The sequence below is a fragment of the Knoellia sinensis KCTC 19936 genome, assembly GCF_000768705.1.
Lineage (GTDB): Bacteria > Actinomycetota > Actinomycetes > Actinomycetales > Dermatophilaceae > Knoellia > Knoellia sinensis.
The window spans coordinates 25,025-43,424 of the sequence record NZ_AVPJ01000015.1 but is presented as its reverse complement, the minus strand read 5'-3'; the positions used below and the strand labels follow the sequence as shown (position 1 = coordinate 43,424).

Below are 18,400 nucleotides of genomic sequence, written 5' to 3'. Positions count from 1 at the left end.
GCGTCAGCCGAGGAGCCTGGGCGGCCCGTCGGAGCCGGCGGGGTACTCGACCAACGGCACCCGGCCCTCACTCCAGGCTGCGAGCACGGGCTCCATCAGCCGCCAGGATTCCTCGGCACCCCCGCTACTCACCGCCAGTGCACTGCCGCCCTGGAGCAGGTCGAGAAGGACGTGTGCGTACGGCGGCAGCGACGCTGGCGGCGTCCCGGTCAGGATGATCGGCTCACTCCCCTGGAGCGTCAGGGTGATGTCCGTCGGCCCGTCGATGCCGATGTCGAGCCGCCCCGGAGGGCCATCCGGCCGGAGCGGACGAAGGTGGACGACCACCTCCTTGCGCCGTACGCGCAGCGCCTTCCCGGCCCGCAACACGAACGACGTTCCGCGCCAGCGGGGAGTGTCGATCTCGAGCACCACCTCGGCGAAGGTCTCGGTCTCGCGCGAGGGGTCGACTCCCTCCTCGTCGACATAGGCCGGCACGTCGGCGTCGCCGAGACGCCCAGCCGCCCAGCGCGCACGACGGGTGCGGCTGGCTGCGTCGTCGCCCTGAGGCGCGCGGGCCGCGCGCAGGGCGTCGACCTTGGCCTCCTTCACCTCCTGTTCGCCCGGCCCCGCCGGGGGTTCCATCGCCACCACTGCGAGAACCCGCAGCATGTGGTTCTGCACCACGTCCTTGAGGGCTCCCGCGCTGTCGTAGTAGCCGGCGCGACCCTCGAGCGGGTCGTCCTCCTCCCAGAGCACGTCGACCCGCTCGATGTGCTGTGCGTCCCAGATCGCGGCGAGGAACGGGTCGTTCAGCCGCAGGTCGAGCAGGTTGCGCACGGTCGACATGCCGAGGGCGTGGTCGATCCGGTAGGCCGCCTCGTCGTCGGCGCTACCGAGCAGACCAGCCAGCACGCGGTTGAGCTCCACAGCACTGTCGAGGTCCTCGCCGAAGGGCTTCTCGAGGGCGACCCGGCTCCCTGCGGAGAGATCAGCCGCGGCGAGGGCGGTGATGCACGGGATGAAAAGGGCGGGCGGCAGCGCAAGGTAGGCGACGAGCGGGCCGTCCCCGGCCTCCCGGACCAGTGCCGCGACGTCCTCAGCCTTCGTCGCGTCGCCCGCTTGATACCGCAACGACTGGGTCAGGGCCTCCCGGTGTTCGATCGGGATGTGGGAAGCGTTCTCCTCGAGGCTCTGTGCCGCGTGCTCGCGAAACGCCTTCGTGTCCATGTCGTCACGTGCAGTCCCGATCACGGTGAAGTCGTCACCGATCCGACCGGTCGCGCGCAGTGCGGCCAACGCGGGAAGCAAGAGGTCACTGGCAAGGTCGCCCGTAGCGCCGAACAGCAGGAGGTTGGTGATCATCCGGCGAACTCGCGGACGGGCAGTCCGCGCGCGCCCGGAACTGCCCGGAACAGTGCGCCCGTCAGCGGGTCCTCCCCCGGCTGGAGCCCTTCGCGGGAGGTCGTGATGAACAGTTCGTCGAGGTTCTCGCCGCCGAAGGTGCACGCTGTGACCTTGTGGGCAGGCACCTCGATGACGACGTCGAGGTCACCCTCGGGCGAGTAGCGACGGACGGCGCCACCGTCGGACAGTGCCGTCCAGACGCCGCCTTCGGCATCGACGGTCAGCCCGTCGGGCCTGTTCTCCATCTCCACGAAGACTCGCCGATTGGTGAGGCCCTCATCGCGGTCGTAGTCGTACACCGCGATGGTGCGGGTCGCGGTGTCGTTGTGGAAGGCGCGGCTCCCATCGGGGCTCCAGTCCAGACCGTTGCACACCGTGAGGCCATCGAGCACCGTGACAATGGTGCCGTCGGGGTCAAGGCGATAGAGGGAGGCCGCTCCTTCCTCCTGGTCATAGGCCATGGAGCCGCAATAGAAGCGGCCGTCGGGGTCGCAACCGCCCTCGTTCATGCGCACCGACGGGTCACCCCAGATCTCGTCGAGGGCACGCACGCTGCCGTCCGGGTCTTCGAGGGCGAACCCTCGCTCGATGCCGATCACCGCACCGCCACCGCGTCGCGGGCGAAGCGCGGCCGCGACCTCGCCCACGTGTCGCCGACCGACCGAACCGTCCGGCTGGAGCGAGAGGACGTCGCCGGCGAGCATGTCCACCCAGCGCAGCCCGCCCCAACTCGGCGACCACACCGGCCCCTCGCCGTGGTACGCGACCACGTCGGTCACTTGCTCAACCCGTTGATTCAACTGGCTGCCCTCCCGGTGGCCCGGTGACGAAGTGGTGATCAGCACGCTCGACGATCTCCCTGCTGATCCTGCGCAACATCGCTCCCCACGTCAATCATGGCCGCGGTCCACACTCAGTGACGACGGCGCCAGCCGCCTGCGACAACGCCGCGGCACGCCAGCAGCCAGGGCAACGCCGCGGCGCGCCAGCAGCCAGGGCAGGCCAGGTCGATGAAACCGTCTGGGGTCCGCGCGCTCCTAGACTTCGCAGATGAGCCTCACCCCAGGGGATGTCGAACGTGTCCTTGCTCTTGCTCTCGACCTGGCGCGCGCCGGTGAGACGGAGCAGTTGGCCGAGTTCCTCGACCACGGCCTGCCCGTTGACGCAACGTCCGAGTCTGGCGACTCGCTGCTGATGCTGGCGGCGTACCACGACCGTCCCGACACCGTGAGCATGCTGCTCAGTCGCGGCGCCGACCCCGACCTGCGCAATGCGCGCGACCAGTCGATCATCGCGGGGGCCCTGTTCAAGGGCGCCGACGAGGCCGTGCGCCTCCTGGTCGCAGCGGGCGCCGACCTGGACGCCGGGACGCCAACAGCCCGCCAGGCGGCCGAGATGTTCGGCCGTGGCGGGCTGCTGGAGGAGGACTGACCGATCAGGCGGGGTCGTTGTCCGAGCCGGGGTTGGTGTCGCTGATCTTGCTGGCCGCGAGGGCCTCGATCGCCTTGCGGACGCCTTCGCCGTAGGCCGGGTCGGCCTGCGTGCAGTTGGCGATGTGCTTCTCGACCGACGTCTCGGACGCGCCGTCGATGGCGCGCGCGGTGTTCTCGAACAGCCGCTGCTGCTCCTCGGGCGTCATCAGCCGGAAGAGGTCGCCGGGCTGCTCGAAGTAGTTGTCGTCGTCCTCGCGGAAGTTGAACCGATCGGCGACGTCACCGATGGCCTGGGCCGGGTCAGCGTAGGCGGGCTGCTCGGGCCAGCGGCCGAAGTTGTTCGGCTCGATCCCGGGCACGGAACCCTGGTTGCCGTCGACGCGCATCGCACCGTCGCGGTGGTAGGTGTTCGTGAGCTCCGCTGCCCGGGGCTGGTTGACCGGGATCTGGTGGTGGTTGACGCCGACGCGGTAGCGCGCCGCGTCGCCGTACGAGAAGAGGCGACCCTGCAGCATCCGGTCCGGGCTGAAGGAGATGCCCGGCACCAGGTTGGCCGGGGTGAACGCGGCCTGCTCGACATCGGCGAAGTAGTTGTCGGGGTTGCGGTTGAGCTCGAACTCGCCGACCTCGATCAGGGGGTAGTCCTTCTTCGACCAGACCTTGGTGAGGTCGAAGGGGTGGAAGCGGTAGTCATTGGCCTCCGCCTCGGGCATCACCTGGATGAAGAGCTTCCACTTCGGGAAGTCACCCTTCTCGATGGACTCGTAGAGGTCGCGCTGCGACGACTCCCGGTCGCCGGCCACGACCGCTGCGGCCTCCTCGTCGGTGAGGTTCTCGATGCCCTGTTGGGTGCGGAAGTGGAACTTCACCCAGAAGCGCTCGCCTGCCTCGTTGATGAAGGAGAACGTGTGCGAGCCGAAGCCGTGCATGTGGCGGTAGGACTTCGGGATGCCACGGTCACTCATCACGATGGTGACCTGGTGCAGGGCCTCGGGCAGGTTGGTCCAGAAGCCCCAGTTGTTCTCCGCGTCGCGCAGGTTGGTGCGCGGGTCGCGCTTCACGGCCCGGTTGAGGTCGGGGAACTTGAGCGGGTCGCGGAAGAAGAAGACGGGTGTGTTGTTGCCGACGACGTCCCAGTTGCCCTCCTTGGTGTAGAAGCGCAGTGCGAAGCCGCGGATGTCGCGCTCGGCGTCTGCGGCGCCGCGCTCACCAGCGACCGTGGAGAAGCGGGCGAACATCTCGCACTCATTGCCGACCTTGTTGAAGATCGCGGCCTTGGTGTACTTCGAGATGTCGTGCGTGACCCTGAACGTGCCGAAGGCGCCGGAACCCTTGGCGTGCATGCGCCGCTCGGGGATGACCTCGCGGTCGAAGTGGGCCAGCTTCTCGAGGAACCAGAGGTCCTGCAACAGCATCGGGCCGCGCGGCCCAGCGGTGAGGCTGTTCTGGTTCTCGGCCACCGGCGCGCCAGCCGCGGTGGTGATCGGGTTGGTGTTCTCTTCAAACGCCATCGTTCATCGCTCCTGAGTGAGTGGGTTCTTCGTGGTTTGGGTCAGAGGGTGTTGCCAGTGGAGGCAGAGCACGTGGGGCACAGACCCCAATACGTCACTTCGGCTTCCTCGATGGCGAAGCCGTGGGCCTGGGAGGCGTCGAGGCAGGGCTGCTGCCCGACGGCACAGTCGACGTCGGCGATCGCACCGCACGAGCGGCAGACGACGTGGTGGTGGTTGTCGCCGACTCGCAACTCGTAGCGCGCCGGCGAACCCGCCGGCTCGAACCGGCGCACCAGCCCGGCATCCGTGAGCGCCCGCAGCACGTCATAGACCGCCTGCGTCGACACGGCGCCCAGCACTTCGCGGGCCTGCGTGGCCAGAGCATCGGTGTCGGCGTGCGGGTGCGCTGCCAAGAGGTCGAGGACGGCCAGGCGCGGCCGGGTGACACGGAGCCCAGCAGCCCTCAGGCGCTCACGGGGGTCGGTCACACCCATCGTCGACATTCCTGCACTCAAACACAGTTTCTGGATCGGTTCAAGTAATCAGCGTCCAGGCGGATCAGCGGACGACGAGCCAAGCCCCTGGGAACGCGCGCGCCGAGGCGCGCCCACACGTGTGGCTCCACAGGATTTCTTTACCCAATCGGGGTAGTCACAGCCACGCCAGAACACTACATTCGGCAGATGTCAGATGTAAGACGTCCTATGTTTAAGGAACGCATGCCATGACCCGCGTCATCAGCCGAACTCCCACCGCCCTCGCCGTCACCCTCTCCGCCACACTCGCGCTCACGCTGGCCTCGGCCGGAGTTGCGCAGGCCACGCCGCACGCGGCCGACTTCGACGCCACTCCACCCTGGGCTGGCAAGCCGTTCTACGAGCAACAGGTCCTCGCCGTGGGCGGTGACGGCGTCTTCCCCAACTACCGGATCCCGGCGTTGACCGTGACCAACGACGGCGACCTGCTCGCGTCCTACGACGGTCGACCCACGGGCATCGACGCCCCCGGCCCGAACTCCATCCTCCAGCGCCGCTCCACCGACAACGGACGCACCTGGCAGCCCACCACCGTGGTCCGCGCCGGAGTCGCAGGTGCGCAGAAGCAGGGATACTCCGACCCGAGCTACATCGTCGATCGGACCACCGGCACGGTCTTCAACTTCCATGTCTTCTCCATGGACCAAGGCTTCACCGGCTCTCGGCCCGGCGTCGATCCCGCCAATCGCAACGTCCTTCACGCCAACGTCAGCTCGTCGACCGACGAAGGCCACACTTGGCAGCACCGCACCATCACCGCTGAGATCACCGCCGATCTGGGCTGGCGCTCACGTTTCGCGGCGTCGGGCCAAGGGATCCAACTCAAGTACGGCGAGCACGCCGGTCGACTTCTGCAGCAGTTCACGATCATCAACGGAGCCGGCGCGTTTCAGGCTGTCTCGGTCTACTCCGACGACCACGGCCAGAGCTGGCAGGTCGGCAAGCCGGTCGGTGTGGGCATGGACGAGAACAAGACGGTTGAGCTCTCGGACGGGCGGATCATGCTGAACTCTCGCGACTCGGCGCGCTCGGGATACCGCAAGGTCGCCTACTCCACCGATGGTGGCGTCACCTACGGCGAGGTGACCCTTGACCGGGAACTGCCCGACCCGACCAACAACGCCTCGATCGTGCGAGCCTTCCCGAACGCCCCGAAGGGTTCGAACGAGGCGCGTGTGCTGCTGTTCTCCAACGCGGCCACCCAGTCGTCCCGCACCAACGGCACGGTTCGGATGAGTTGCGACGATGGCCAGACCTGGCCTGCGGCACGGGTGTTCGCACCCGGCGAGATGGCGTACTCGACCCTCGCCACCCTGCCGGACGGCGGGGTGGGACTGCTCTACGAGCCGGGCCACAACGCCGTGACGTTCGCGCGCTTCAACCTGGCCTGGCTCCAAGGCCTGTGCGCGCCGCTCACCGCACCAGAGGTGACGGCCGAGCGAGGAACCAGCCTCACGACCGAGCTCACCGTCCACAACCAGCTCGGGCCGGTCATCCGCCCTGAGTCCCTCTCCTTTGACAGCCCCGAGGGATGGACCGTCGAGGCCAGCTCGCCGGGCGCGATCACGCCGGGTCGGACCGCGACGGTGCCGGTGACGATCACCGTGCCCGCAGCAGGTCCCGGCGGGACACACCGGATCCCGATGCGCCTCACGGACTCCACCGGCCGTAGTTCGGCCGGCACGATCACAGTGCGCGTCCCGAAGACGCCCGAGGAGGTCGACGGCCGCATCTCCGTCACGGGCGGCACTCTGACCAACCCCAAAACGACTCCGTATGCCGTCGGCGACCGGCTGCAGTTCACCTTCCGGGTGCGGAACCTCACCGACGCGGTCACCACCGTGGTCCCGACAGGCAACCTGCGCGACTTCGACCCGAACGTCGACGCGCGCAATTGCCGGTGGCGCAACCTGCCGGGCAACGACGCCTACAACTGCGGGTCCGGCTACCACCTCGTCACGCAGGCGGACCTCGATCGCGGTTCGTTCACGCCGGTCACGACGTGGACCTCGACCTCAGGTGAGGACGTCACCGTCGTGGAGCACCGCGGCCAGGAGGTGACCCTGCGATAGGCGCTCTTCCAAGCACGAGGGTGGTCGCGACTGCGGCTGGCCGGATCAGGGCTGGAGGCCGAAGAGGTCCTGAACCCAACGGATCTGACGCAGCTCCTGAGTGTCGCCGCCACCCTCGTGCTGGTTCCAGGGATAGACGACGAGTTCCTTGGGCCCTCGGTAGTGGTTGTGCGCCGCATAGACCGTCGAGGGCGGGCAGACGTCATCCATGAGGGCCACCGAGAACAGTGCTGGAGCCGTTGCGTGCGCGGCCATCGTCATGCCGTCGAAGTAGCGCAGAGTCGCGAAGGCACGTTCGACGTCGCCCTTGCGGGTGCGGACGTACTCGAGCAGTTCGGAGTAGGGCTTGGTGTCGGTGACGGTGATGGCCCGCTCGGGGTTGCACAGGAACGGGACGTTGACCACGGCCGCTGCGACCCGATCCCCCAGCGCCGCGGCAGCGAGGGCGATGGCGCCGCCCTGGCTCGTGCCCTGAACCGCGATCCGGGTTGGATCGACACCCGGGAGTTCTCGTGCCATGTCAACGGCCAATACGGCGTCGGTGAACACGCGTCGGTAGTAGTAGTCGTGCGGGTCGTCGATGCCCTTGGTGAGAAAGCCCTCGACGTGTGGCGTGGCCGAGCCGCCGATGTCACCGGTGCTGCCGGAGCGGCGAGCCCGAGCGCCCTGGCCGCGGGTGTCCATGACGAGGGTGGCGAACCCGGCTGTGGGCCAGGAGAGCCAGTCCAGCGGGGTGCCGCGGCCATCGCCGTAGCCGAGGAACTGGACGACCACCGGCCAACCTGCCCCGGGCTGAGGTCCGGCGGGATGGATCCACCAGCCGCGGACCTCCTGGCCCCCGAAGCCGGCGAAGGCGACGTCGTGGGCCTCGACCAGGGGAAGGTGAGCGTCGAAGGGCGTGAGACTGACCTCCCGCCGCACCGCCCGTGCCTCCGTCAGCGTGCCTGACCAGAAGTCGGCGAAGTCAGTGGGCTCGGCGCGCTCGGGGAGGTACGTCTCCAGGGCGTCACGCGGCAAGTCGAAGAGGGGCATGGCTATCGGTCGGCGTGGGCCGTCCGCCTCAGGCCGTCGAGGGTCGACGGACGGAGGCGATGAGCTCGCGGATGGGGTCGTAGTGCGCAGCGACGGCAGTGCGCAGGGCCGCGGCATCTCGCGCCTCTGCCGCCTCGACGATCGCCATGTGCAGGCTCGCCGTGAGCGTGAGCGCGCCTTGGTGCTCTGACCCCAGGGTCGGGGTGACGATGGACTGGACCTCCCAGAAGGCTCCAGTGAGCTGCTGGATGAGATCGTTGCCGAGCGGCTCCATGAGGAGCAGGTGGAACTGCTTGTCGAGCTCCAAGTAGTCGTCGCCACGCTCGGCCGCCTCGGCCATGCCTGCCGCCAGGGTGCGCAACCGGGCCAGTTGGTCGGTGTCGAGCCCCTGCGCGACCTGGGGTGCGAAGCCCTGCTCGATGTTCTGCCTGACGTCAACGACCTCGCCGAGGACGAGGTGGTCGTCCTCGCTGCTCAACAGCCCTCGGAACGCGAGGCTCTCGACGAGGGCCGCCAGGGACATACGACCGACGTAGGTGCCGTGGCCGTGCCGGACCTCGACGATGTCCAAGGCGCTCAGGGTCTTGACTGCCTCGCGCACGCTCGAGCGGCTCGCGCCGACGGCCTCGCACAACTCTGCCTCCGTCGGCAGGAGGTCCCCGGGCTTGAGGTGGTGTCTCAGGATGTAGTCCTTGATTCCCGCCGCAACCTCATTGCGCCGCAGCACGCCGCGACTGGCGCCAGGGGCCAGATGCGCATCAATTGTCGCCATTCGCTTGCCCTTCGGTCGGTTCTCTGTCAGTCTCACTCTATCGGTAATCAGACATCAGACGTCATAAGTCCAATCTTCCGACTCGTCTCATGTCTTCGACCCCTTCAGCGCTGCAGCGGTCATGGCGACAGCGCCTGGAATGCCAATGGAGGCACACAGATTGTCCACTCCCACCGAGACATTCGGCCCCACCCCGCACCGGCGCTGGCTCAGCGCCCGTGGAACGCGGGCCCTCTCCATCTCTGCCGTTGCCGCCCTCGCACTCACTGCGTGCAGTGGCGGACCGTCGTCGACGAACACCGTCGACAACGCTGACGGTGCGAAGACCTCGATCGAGGCCACCATGGCCTTCACCCTGTCGAGTGGCTTCGACCCCGCCAACGCCTCGAGCGCCGTCGCGACGGCCGCCAACCAGCACGTGTTCGAGGGCCTCATCGACCTCGACCCGTCGACTCGAGAGCCCTACCTCGCCCTCGCCAAGTCCCAGCCGACGGCCAGCGCGGACGGTCTCACGTGGACGGTCCAGCTTCGCGACGGGGCGAAGTTCTCCGATGGCTCCCCGGTGACGGCCGAGGATGTCGCCCACTCCTTCACCCGCGTGCTGCAGCCGGCTGACCCGGCCGCCCCGCCCCTGATGCAGGGCTTCATCTCCTTCATCGAGTCGGTCACGGCCAAGGACGACACGACCGCAGAGTTCAAGCTCAAGTCGCCGTTTGCCCTCTTCCCCGAGCGCATCGCCGTCATCAAGATCGTGCCCAAGGCCAAGACCGCCGATGCCGAGGCGTCCAAGGCCTTCGACACCGCCCCGATTGGATCGGGCCCCTTCAAGCTCGACAGTGCGTCGAAGGAGTCGGGTCTCAAGCTCTCCAAGAACCCGAACTACAACGGTTCGAAGGTCGCCAAGGTCGAAACCCTGACCCTCAACACGACGACCGAGGCCTCTGCCCGCGTCGCCGACCTCGAAGGCGGCCGCGTTCAGGCCATCGAGCAGGTCCCCTACCTCAATGTCGACTCGCTCAAGGGCAAGTACAACGTCGAGGAGAAGCAGGCCTTCAACCAGGTCTTCCTCATGTTCAACAACTCCGCGGCGCCCTTCAACGACAAGCGTGTCCGCCAGGCCCTGCACTACGCCATCGACAAGGACAGCGTCATCAAGACGGCGCTCAACGGCTTCGGCACTCCCGCCTCGAGCTACCTCGATGAGGGCAACGCGAACTACCAGAAGGCCGCGACGGTCTACAACTACGACGTCGCCAAGGCCAAGGCCCTCCTCGCCGAGGCCGGTGCCAGCAACCTGAAGTTCACGCTCGACACCACGGACAACGCGATCGTCAAGGACGTCGCACCGCTCCTCGTCGAGGCGTGGAAGGCCATCGGAGTCACTGCCACCCTCAACACGCAGCCCTCATCGGCCATCTATGGCGACGTCGTGCCCAAGGACACCTTCCGTGTCCTCGCTGCGTCGGGTGACCCGAGCGTGTTCGGCACCGACCCGGACCTGCTGATGCGCTGGTTCTACCACGGCGAGACCTGGCCGACGAAGCGCTACCGCTGGGACGAGGCGCACCGCACCCAGATCACCGGCCTGCTCGACAAGGCAGCCCAGTCGACCGACGAGACCGAGCGCAAGACCCTGTGGAAGCAGGCGCTCGACATCGTCGCCGAGGAGGCCCCGCTCTACCCCATCCTCCACACGAAGGTCGTCACGGCCTCCGACAAGACCAAGCTCGACGGATTCTCCTCCGCCGGGACGACGGGTCTGTACTTCCTCGAGAGCAGCCGCAAGGACTGATCTCTGCGTGGGAGCGACCGCGCCGCTTCCACGCAGGAGTCCTGCCCGGCCCTCGGGCCGGGCAGGACTCCTGAGCCGCTCACCCGGCATACCGCTTGCTGAATCGGCCCATGGCCGCATTGGGTCGCAACCGGCCCGACGTTCGGACGCACCACGGAAGGACCCCCATGCTCGCCGTCCTGAGCATGATCGCCAGACGACTCCTCACGCTGATCCCACTCGTCCTGGGCATCACCCTCTTCGTCTTCGTGGTCATGCAGTTCTCGCCGATCGACCCCGCCCTGTCGGTGCTGGGCGACCAGGCGTCCGCAGCGCAGATCGCCGCGTTCAAGGAGGCCAACGGGCTCAACGACCCACTGCCGTTGCGCTACGTCCACTTCCTGGGTGACCTCGTGCGCGGCGACCTCGGAATGACCTTCCCCCCGAGCGAACCGGTCGCCGACAAGATCGCCACCGCCCTCCCCCTGACGATCCAGCTCACAGCCCTGGGTGTCCTCGGAGCGCTCGTCATCGCTCTGGCCCTCGGCATCACGGCCGCCCTCTACCGGGACCGCTGGCCGGACCACATCATGCGGTTCGTGTCCATGGCCGGGATCGCGATGCCGTCGTTCTGGCTCGCGCTGCTCTTCATCCAGGAGTTCGCGGTCCGACGCAACCTCTTCCCGACCGGCGGTTACGTCAACCCCGCCGATTCCCCGTCCGAATGGCTGCGCTCGATGACGCTGCCCGCATTGGCCCTCGCGGTGCCGGTCGGCTGCTCGCTCGCTCGCATCGTGCGCACCTCGATGGTCGAGGAGCTCGACCGTGACTATGTCCGAACGGCCTATGGGGCAGGGCTTCCGCCCCGCGTCGTGATCGGCCGCAACGTCCTGCGCAACGCGCTCGTCAACCCCCTGACCGTCCTCGGGCTCCGGATCGGCTACCTCATCGGCGGCACGGTCATCATCGAGGCGATCTTCTCGCTGCCCGGCATGGGCACCCAGATCATGAGCGCGGTGCAGCAGAACGACACCGCTCTCGCTCAGGGCACCGTTCTCACGATCGCCCTCGGCTTCGTCGTCGTGAACCTCGTCGTCGACATCCTCTATCTGTTCGCCAACCCCCGCCTGCGGGGAGGTCACTGATGCGTCGCGCCCTCACCCACCAACTCTCCCGCCCCGGGGTCGGCTTCCGTCGGCTCGGTCTCGCGAGCCGGATCGCCCTCGGCTTCGTCGCCCTCGTCGTCCTCGTCGGACTGCTCGCTCCCCTGCTCCTGCGACACGATCCGACGCAGTCCGGCCTGGGACCGGCCCTCACCGGCCCGAACGGCGACTTCTGGTTCGGGCTCGATCGTCTCGGCCGTGACGTCTACTCGCGGCTCGTCGCCGGTACGCGCCGATCCCTCATCGTCGGCTTCGGGGCCGCCGCCATCGCCCTGGTTGCCGGTTCGATCCTCGGCGCGATCGCGGGCACGAGTCGCAACGCGGTCGACGAAGTGATCATGCGCTGCCTGGACGTCGTCATGGCCTTCCCTGCCATCGTCCTCTCGGCGCTTCTCATCATCTCGTTCGGCAAGAACAGCCTCCTCGTGCTCGTGATCGCGATCGGGTTCGTCTTCACCCCGTCCATCGCCCGGATCGTGCGCGCCAACGTCCTCAGCCAATACCGGGAGGACTACGTCGCGGCCGAGCGGATCATCGGTGCACGGCGACCGCACATCCTGATCAAGCACATCCTGCGCAACTGCGCTGCCCCGATCCTCGTGTTCGTCACCGTCATGGTGGCCGATGCCATCGTCTTCGAGGCGTCCCTGTCGTTCATCGGCGGTGGGCTCTCCCCCCAGGAGGCCCAGTCCTCATGGGGTTCGGTCATTGCCTTCGGCAAGGAGATGGTGCAGATCGGTGGCTGGTGGGCCACCTTCTTCCCGGGTCTCCTGATCCTCCTGACCGTCCTCGCCCTCAACGTGCTCTCCGAGGGGATCTCGGACGCCTGGGCCGCTCCGGCGGCCCGGCGCGCCAAGACCAAGGCGATCGCCGAGCAGGACGTCCTTGAGAAGGCCGAGCCCGGCACCGGCGAAGTTCTGCAACTTCCCGGCCTGGTCGAAGCGGCCGCCCGCATCCGTGAGCGCGCCCGTCCGCTGTCCGACGCGGCCCCGGTCCTCGACGTGCGCAACCTGTCCATCGGCTTCGCCGACCGTCACAACGGGGTGGACATCGTCGACGACATCAGCTTCGACGTGCGCCCGGGGGAAGTGGTCGGTCTCGTGGGCGAGTCCGGCTCGGGCAAGTCGTTGACGGCGCTCGCGATCATGGGACTCGAGCCCAGCGGTGCGCGCATCAAGGGCGAGATCCACTTCGACGGAACCGACCTCACCACTCTCAGCGCCACCAAGCGGCGCGCCCTCATGGGTCGCGAGATCGCGATGATCTACCAGGACGCCCTGTCGGCACTGAACCCCTCGCTCAAGATCGGGGCACAACTGGCGCAGCTCACGAGCCGCGGCGGCACCCGGACCGCTGAGGAGCTCATGCTCCTGGTGGGCCTCGATCCGCAACGGACGCTCGCAGCATTCCCCCACGAGCTGTCCGGAGGCCAGCGCCAGCGTGTCGTCATCGCGATGGCACTGTCGCGCGATCCTCGCCTGGTCATCGCCGACGAGCCGACGACGGCTCTGGACGTCACCGTCTAGGCGCAGGTCATGGAGCTGCTCCTTCGGCTGCGTGACGAGCTCGGCTTCGCCCTCATCCTCGTGAGCCACGACCTCGCCCTCGTCGCGGACGTGTCCGACCGCGTCGTCGTCATGTACGGCGGACAGATCGTGGAGACCGGCGTGACCGCGGATGTGATCGAGGCGCCGACGCACCACTATGCACGCGGCCTCCTCGGCTCGGTGCTGTCCCTGGAGACGGGTGCCGAACGCCTCACCCAGATCCGCGGGGTCGTGCCGTCGCCGGCTGACTTCCCCTCCGGCTGCCGGTTCGCGGACCGGTGCCCGATGGCAACCCAGGTATGCCGTGACACCGCACCCGAGCTCGTCGGTCCGGACAACCACACCTTCGCCTGCCACCACCCCGCGGTGGAACCGACCCTCGAGGAGGCAGTCCGATGAACGCGGCCCTGAAGTCCGACGCCACGTCCGGCGTGGCGTCCGATCCGACCATCGTGGAACTGAGCGACGTCCATGTCGTGCACCGCAGCCGCGGCGGGGGCATGTTCGACCGCGAGCGTGTCTTCGCCCTCACCGGCGCAGACTTCGGCATCCGTCGCGGCGAGACCGTCGGCGTCGTGGGTGAGTCCGGCTGTGGCAAGTCCACCCTCGCGAAGGTGCTCGTCGGATTGCAGCCGCCTACTGAGGGGGTCGTGCGCGTCAATGGTCTCGATGTGTGGTCGATGAGCGCGTCAGAGCGCCGGGAGCACATCGGAGCCGGGGTCGGCATGATCTTCCAGGATCCCTCGACCTCCCTGAATCGCCGCATGGCGGTGCGGGACATCCTCCGTGACCCACTCGACGTTCACCGCCGAGGCAGCAAGGCGGAGCGCGAGGCCAGGGTCGACGAGCTCATGGCCCTCGTGGGGCTGCCCCGCTCGGTCGCCGACGTCCTCCCGAGTCAGCTCTCCGGCGGCCAGCGACAGCGCGTGTCGATCGCTCGGGCGCTCGCCCTCGACCCTGCGCTCATCGTCGCCGACGAACCGACGAGTGCACTCGACGTGTCGGTCCGGGCCCAGATCCTCAACCTCCTCCTCGACCTCAAGGAGCGGCTCGGCCTCGCGATGGTCTTCGTGTCGCACGACATCCAGACGGTCAAGAGGGTGAGTGACCGGGTCGTGACGATGTATCTCGGTCGCATCGTCGAGGAGACGCCGGCGGGCGCGCTCCCCACCGGTGCCCAGCACCCCTACACGCGAGCACTCCTGTCGGCCACTCCCGGGCTGCTCTCGCCGATCGACCCCATACCCCTCGTCGGTCCGGTGCCGAGTGCCACCAGGCCCCCGAGTGGGTGCCCGTTCCGGACTCGCTGCTGGAAGGCGACAGACGTGTGCGCCGAGTCCATGCCGAGTCCTGAGACCGCCGAGACGAACGGCGCCATGGCACACGTGTTCCGGTGTCACCACCCCATTCCTGCTGGCACCGGCGATGCCGAACTCGTCGCGCTCGCGCGTGCCGCAACCCCCAAGGACCCCGGGCTCGAACGGCCCGCCACCGACGATGTCGAGGAGACAGCGTGAGCACCCCCAGCCCCCGATTCAGCGGCGTCATCCCCCCGACCGTCACGCCGCTCTCCGCCGACGGTGGCGTCGACGTCGCGTCCCTTGAGCGGCTCGTCGCACGCCAGCTCGAGGCCGGCGTCAACGGCATCTTCGCCCTCGGCAGCTCCGGCGAGACGGTCTTCCTCACCGACGCGGACAGGGACCGCGCGCTGGGGGTCATCGTCAAGACCGTCAGCGGGTCCGTGCCGGTCATCGCGGGTTCCATCGAGCCCACGACGCCGCGAGTGCTGGAGCGGGTCCGGGCGTCGGAGCGACTCGGCGCCGACGCGATCGTGGCGACGGCACCGTTCTACGCCATCGTCGGCCCGCATGAGATCGAGCGCCACTTCCGAGCGATCGCGGACGCGACCGACCTGCCCCTCCTCGCCTACGACATCCCGGTCTGCGTCCGGGTCAAGCTGTCCCTGGACCTGCTGACGCGCCTCGCCGCCGACCGCGTCATCGCGGGCATCAAGGATTCCAGCGGCGACGACGTGGCTTTCCGTCAGCTTGTCCTCACGGTCCGCGAGGAGCTCCCGGGAGCCGACTTCAGTGCCCTCACCGGTCACGAGGTCGTCGTTGACGGCATGATGCTCGCCGGCGCCTCCGGCTCGGTCCCGGGGCTGGGGAACGTCGACCCGGCTGGCTATGTGCGTCTCCACGACGCCTGCGTCTCGGGCAACTGGGACGTCGCCCGCGAGGAGCAGGACCGGCTCACGCGCCTCTTCCGCATCGTCGACGCTCCCGACCCCGCGACGACGGCCGGAGCCACGCGCGGCGTGGGCGCCTTCAAGACGGCGCTCGCCCTCCTCGGTGTCATCGAGAGCAACGCTGTGTCCCTGCCGATGCGTCGCCTGGACGACGCCGAGACCGGGCGCATCCGCGAGATCCTCGTCGAGGCCGGGCTGCTCTGACGATGCCGCACCCGGAGGCGCCCGTCGTGGCAGCGCTCGACATCGGCGGAACCAAGACGGCCGCAGCCCTCGTCACTGCGCGTGGCGAAATCGTCGGGCGCGCGACGGCACCGACGCCGGGGCAAGCGGGTGCGGAGGCGATCCTTGCGACCGCGGCCGAGTTGGTGACGCGGCTCGGCGCGGCTCCGGGCGCGCCGCCGGTTCGACACCTCGGCGTCGGCAGCGCCGGAGTCATCGATCCCCAACGCGGAGTCGTGGTCGGTGCGACGGACGTCCTCGTCGGCTGGGCTGGCACTCCTCTCGCCCAGAAGCTGGAGGCCCTGACGGGCATGACCACGTCCGTGGTCAACGACGTCCACGCACATGCGCTCGGCGACGTCGCCTTCGGCGCAGGAAAGGGTTGCGCCACAGCCCTTTTCGTCGGCGTGGGGACTGGCGTCGGGGGCTCCTTCATCGTCGATGGCGCCCCTCTCGCAGGGGCCCACAACGCCGCCGGTCACATCGGACACCAACCGAGTCCGTATGCCGGTGAGCTCCCCTGCTCGTGTGGCGCCGTCGGCCACCTCGAGGCCTTCGCCTCCGGCCCCGGGCTGCATGCCGAACACGCCCGCCGGGCGGGCGCGGCTGTCCAGGACCTACGCGCGGTCGCAGCCCTCGCGTCGGCCGGCGACGAGATCGCGGCGGAGGTGCTTCGCGATGGTGGTGCCGCGGTGGGATCCGCCATCGGGGGGCTGGTCAACGTCCTCGACCCGCACGTGGTCGTCGTCGGTGGCGGGGTGAGCGAGGCGGGCGAGCTGTGGTGGGAGGCGCTGCGCTCTGCAGTGGCCGGTGAGGTTCTGCCCTCCCTGGTCGACACACCGATCGCGGCCTCCGCCCTCGGCACCGATGCGGCTCTCGTCGGCGCCGCAGCCCTCGCATGGTCGACATTCGCAGACAAGGAGTCCTCGTGACCCGGATCAGTCCAGAACTCGTGGAAGCACTGCGGGATGGGCTCATCGTCTCCTGTCAGGCCTACCCGGGAGAGCCCATGCGATCGCCGGACACGATGACTCGGGTCGCTCTGGCGGCTGCTCGCGGTGGCGCCGTCGGCATCCGCGCCCAGGGTCTTGAGGACATCGCGTCCATCCGAGCAGCGGTCGATCTTCCCCTCATCGGGCTGTGGAAGGACGGCGAGGACGACGTCTTCATCACGCCGACCCTCGAGCACGCCGTCGCTGTGGCGGAGGCGGGCGCACACATCGTCGCCCTCGACGGCACCTCACGCCGCCGACCCGACGGGCGCTCCCTCGCCGAGACCATCGCGGCAGTGCACGGAACGACCGGCGCGCTGGTGATGGCCGACTGCTCAACCTTCGACGAGGGCATCGCTGCCGCGGCCGCGGGAGCGGATCTCGTCGGGACCACCCTCGCCGGCTACACGGCATACACGATCAAAACCGACGGACCCGACCTCACCCTCGTGGGTCAGCTCGCCACACGTCTCGACGTGCCGGTCGTCGCCGAGGGACGCGTTCACACTCCCGGGCAGGCCGCGGCAGCCATCCACGCCGGCGCCCACGCCGTGGTTGTCGGCACCGCCATCACTCACCCCACGACCATCACCGGCTGGTTCGCGGCTGCAGTCGCGCAGAACAACATCACGGAGGAGCGGTCGTGACCTCTGAAAACCCCTCTGTCGCAACGGTTCCCGGTGCACTGATGGCGATGGAGATCACCGAGCAGCCGGCCATCTTCGACCGCATCCTCGCCGAAAGCCCGGCCGACGTCGACACCGTGGCGGCGCGGATCCGTGCCGCATCTCCCCGCTTCGTCATGATCGCGGCCCGCGGGACCAGCGACCACGCGGCGCTCTACTTCAAGTACCTCGCAGAAATCGTGCTCGGCCTCCCATGCGGCCTTGCCTCACCGTCGACGACGACCGCCTATGCCGCCCAGCCGGACTTCCGCGACGTCCTGTGGGTCGCCGTGAGCCAGTCCGGCGGATCACCCGACCTGCTGGAGTCCACGCGCGCCGCCGGCCGGGCAGGTGCCCTCACCCTGGCCGTGACCAACAACGCGGAATCACCGCTGGCCGCTGCGGCCGAACTGCACCTCGATGTGCGCGCCGGAACAGAGCGCGCCGTTGCGGCGACGAAGACCTACACAGCGACGCTGCTCACTCTGTGGCTCCTCGTCGACGCATGGAGCGGCCGCGGCATGCTCGACGGCACCGGCCTGGTGTCCGCGGCCGAGCAAACCGTGGCCGCGCCCGGCGTGACGGAGGTTGCCGGCCACTACCGCTTCGTCGATCGGCTCGTCCTCACCGGTCGCGGCTACGCCTATCCCACGGCACGCGAGGCCGCGCTCAAACTGATGGAGACGTCGTATCTCGCGGCTCACGCCTTCTCCGGTGCCGACCTGCTCCATGGCCCGCTCGCCATGGTCGACTCCGAGCGGCCTGTGCTCGCGGTGGTCCCGCACGGAGTCGCCGGGACGGCCATGGCGGCCGTGCTCGAACGGCTGCGTGACCGTGGAGCCGACCTGACCGTCGTCGGTGACGCCGACACGGCAGGCCAGGAGCCGGCGATCGTGTTGCCGCGCGTGCCCGAGGAGCTCAGCCCGCTCCTCGAGATCATCCCGCTTCAGCGCCTGGCCCACGCGATGGCGATCGCCCGCCACCACGATCCCGACGCACCTCGCGGACTCTCCAAGGTCACCCGCACGACCTGAGACCCTTCTAGTCGCATCCAGTCGGCCATTGTCT

Annotated in this window: 17 protein-coding genes; 11 read left to right on the top strand and 6 right to left on the bottom strand. The window is 68.6% G+C overall.

Going from position 1 to position 18,400, the window contains the following annotated elements; all coding sequences use genetic code 11:
* Positions 1-3: 3 nt before the first annotated feature.
* Complete coding sequence (locus N802_RS15690; RefSeq protein WP_035918042.1) at positions 4-1,344, bottom strand: hypothetical protein; 1,341 nt, start codon at positions 1,342-1,344, stop codon at positions 4-6.
* Complete coding sequence (locus N802_RS15685; protein ID WP_245613974.1) at positions 1,341-2,165, bottom strand: SMP-30/gluconolactonase/LRE family protein; 825 nt, start codon at positions 2,163-2,165, stop codon at positions 1,341-1,343. Before N802_RS15685 ends, N802_RS15690 begins: the two co-directional genes overlap by 4 nt.
* A gap of 271 nt (positions 2,166-2,436) precedes the next feature.
* Between N802_RS15685 and N802_RS15680 the strand changes: the two genes are divergently transcribed.
* Positions 2,437-2,817 (top strand): ankyrin repeat domain-containing protein, encoded by a 381-nt coding sequence (locus N802_RS15680; protein WP_035918041.1) that lies wholly within the window; start codon positions 2,437-2,439, stop codon positions 2,815-2,817.
* Positions 2,818-2,821: 4 nt separating this feature from the next.
* Here the strand turns inward: N802_RS15680 and N802_RS15675 are convergent, their stop codons facing one another.
* The gene (locus N802_RS15675; protein ID WP_035918038.1) at positions 2,822-4,330 is read right to left on the bottom strand and encodes a catalase; all 1,509 of its coding nucleotides are present in this window, start codon (positions 4,328-4,330) and stop codon (positions 2,822-2,824) included.
* A gap of 41 nt (positions 4,331-4,371) precedes the next feature.
* Complete coding sequence (locus tag N802_RS15670) at positions 4,372-4,806, bottom strand: Fur family transcriptional regulator (protein WP_035918109.1); 435 nt, start codon at positions 4,804-4,806, stop codon at positions 4,372-4,374.
* Positions 4,807-5,036: 230 nt separating this feature from the next.
* Here N802_RS15670 and N802_RS15665 point away from each other — a divergent pair, with 230 nt between their 5' ends.
* Positions 5,037-6,920 carry an exo-alpha-sialidase gene (locus N802_RS15665; protein ID WP_052110042.1) on the top strand — a complete coding sequence of 628 codons (1,884 nt, stop codon included), beginning with the start codon at positions 5,037-5,039 and terminating at the stop codon, positions 6,918-6,920.
* Positions 6,921-6,965: 45 nt separating this feature from the next.
* Here N802_RS15665 and N802_RS15660 read toward each other — a convergent pair whose 3' ends face one another.
* Together N802_RS15660 and N802_RS15655 are read right to left on the bottom strand one after the other, a co-directional pair.
* On the bottom strand, positions 6,966-7,952 hold the full coding sequence (locus N802_RS15660; protein ID WP_035918036.1) for an acetylxylan esterase: 987 nt from the start codon (positions 7,950-7,952) through the stop codon (positions 6,966-6,968).
* 28 nt (positions 7,953-7,980) lie between these two features.
* The gene (locus N802_RS15655) at positions 7,981-8,724 is read right to left on the bottom strand and encodes a FadR/GntR family transcriptional regulator (protein ID WP_035918034.1); all 744 of its coding nucleotides are present in this window, start codon (positions 8,722-8,724) and stop codon (positions 7,981-7,983) included.
* Positions 8,725-8,884: 160 nt separating this feature from the next.
* Here N802_RS15655 and N802_RS15650 point away from each other — a divergent pair, with 160 nt between their 5' ends.
* The 9 genes from N802_RS15650 (at position 8,885) to N802_RS15615 (ending at position 18,366) form a co-directional block, all read left to right on the top strand.
* Positions 8,885-10,516 (top strand): ABC transporter substrate-binding protein, encoded by a 1,632-nt coding sequence (locus tag N802_RS15650; protein WP_245613973.1) that lies wholly within the window; start codon positions 8,885-8,887, stop codon positions 10,514-10,516.
* Between the two features lie 167 nt (positions 10,517-10,683).
* Positions 10,684-11,640 carry an ABC transporter permease gene (locus N802_RS15645; RefSeq protein ID WP_035918032.1) on the top strand — a complete coding sequence of 319 codons (957 nt, stop codon included), beginning with the start codon at positions 10,684-10,686 and terminating at the stop codon, positions 11,638-11,640.
* Positions 11,640-13,184 (top strand): ATP-binding cassette domain-containing protein, encoded by a 1,545-nt coding sequence (locus N802_RS15640; RefSeq protein WP_245613972.1) that lies wholly within the window; start codon positions 11,640-11,642, stop codon positions 13,182-13,184. The genes N802_RS15645 and N802_RS15640 overlap by 1 nt, the downstream gene beginning before the upstream one ends.
* A gap of 9 nt (positions 13,185-13,193) precedes the next feature.
* A complete protein-coding gene (locus N802_RS20915; protein ID WP_245613971.1) occupies positions 13,194-13,604 on the top strand; it encodes an oligopeptide/dipeptide ABC transporter ATP-binding protein in 411 nt (136 codons plus the stop codon).
* Positions 13,601-14,722: an oligopeptide/dipeptide ABC transporter ATP-binding protein gene (locus N802_RS15635; protein ID WP_052110041.1), complete on the top strand. Its 1,122-nt coding sequence runs from the start codon at positions 13,601-13,603 to the stop codon at positions 14,720-14,722. Before N802_RS20915 ends, N802_RS15635 begins: the two co-directional genes overlap by 4 nt.
* Complete coding sequence (locus N802_RS15630) at positions 14,719-15,657, top strand: dihydrodipicolinate synthase family protein (protein ID WP_035918030.1); 939 nt, start codon at positions 14,719-14,721, stop codon at positions 15,655-15,657. The genes N802_RS15635 and N802_RS15630 overlap by 4 nt, the downstream gene beginning before the upstream one ends.
* Before the next feature lie 26 nt (positions 15,658-15,683).
* On the top strand, positions 15,684-16,607 hold the full coding sequence (locus N802_RS15625; RefSeq protein ID WP_245613970.1) for an ROK family protein: 924 nt from the start codon (positions 15,684-15,686) through the stop codon (positions 16,605-16,607).
* Positions 16,604-17,314 carry an N-acetylmannosamine-6-phosphate 2-epimerase gene (locus tag N802_RS15620; protein WP_425402489.1) on the top strand — a complete coding sequence of 237 codons (711 nt, stop codon included), beginning with the start codon at positions 16,604-16,606 and terminating at the stop codon, positions 17,312-17,314. The genes N802_RS15625 and N802_RS15620 overlap by 4 nt, the downstream gene beginning before the upstream one ends.
* Positions 17,311-18,366 carry an SIS domain-containing protein gene (locus N802_RS15615; RefSeq protein ID WP_035918027.1) on the top strand — a complete coding sequence of 352 codons (1,056 nt, stop codon included), beginning with the start codon at positions 17,311-17,313 and terminating at the stop codon, positions 18,364-18,366. Before N802_RS15620 ends, N802_RS15615 begins: the two co-directional genes overlap by 4 nt.
* Positions 18,367-18,400 lie beyond the last annotated feature (34 nt).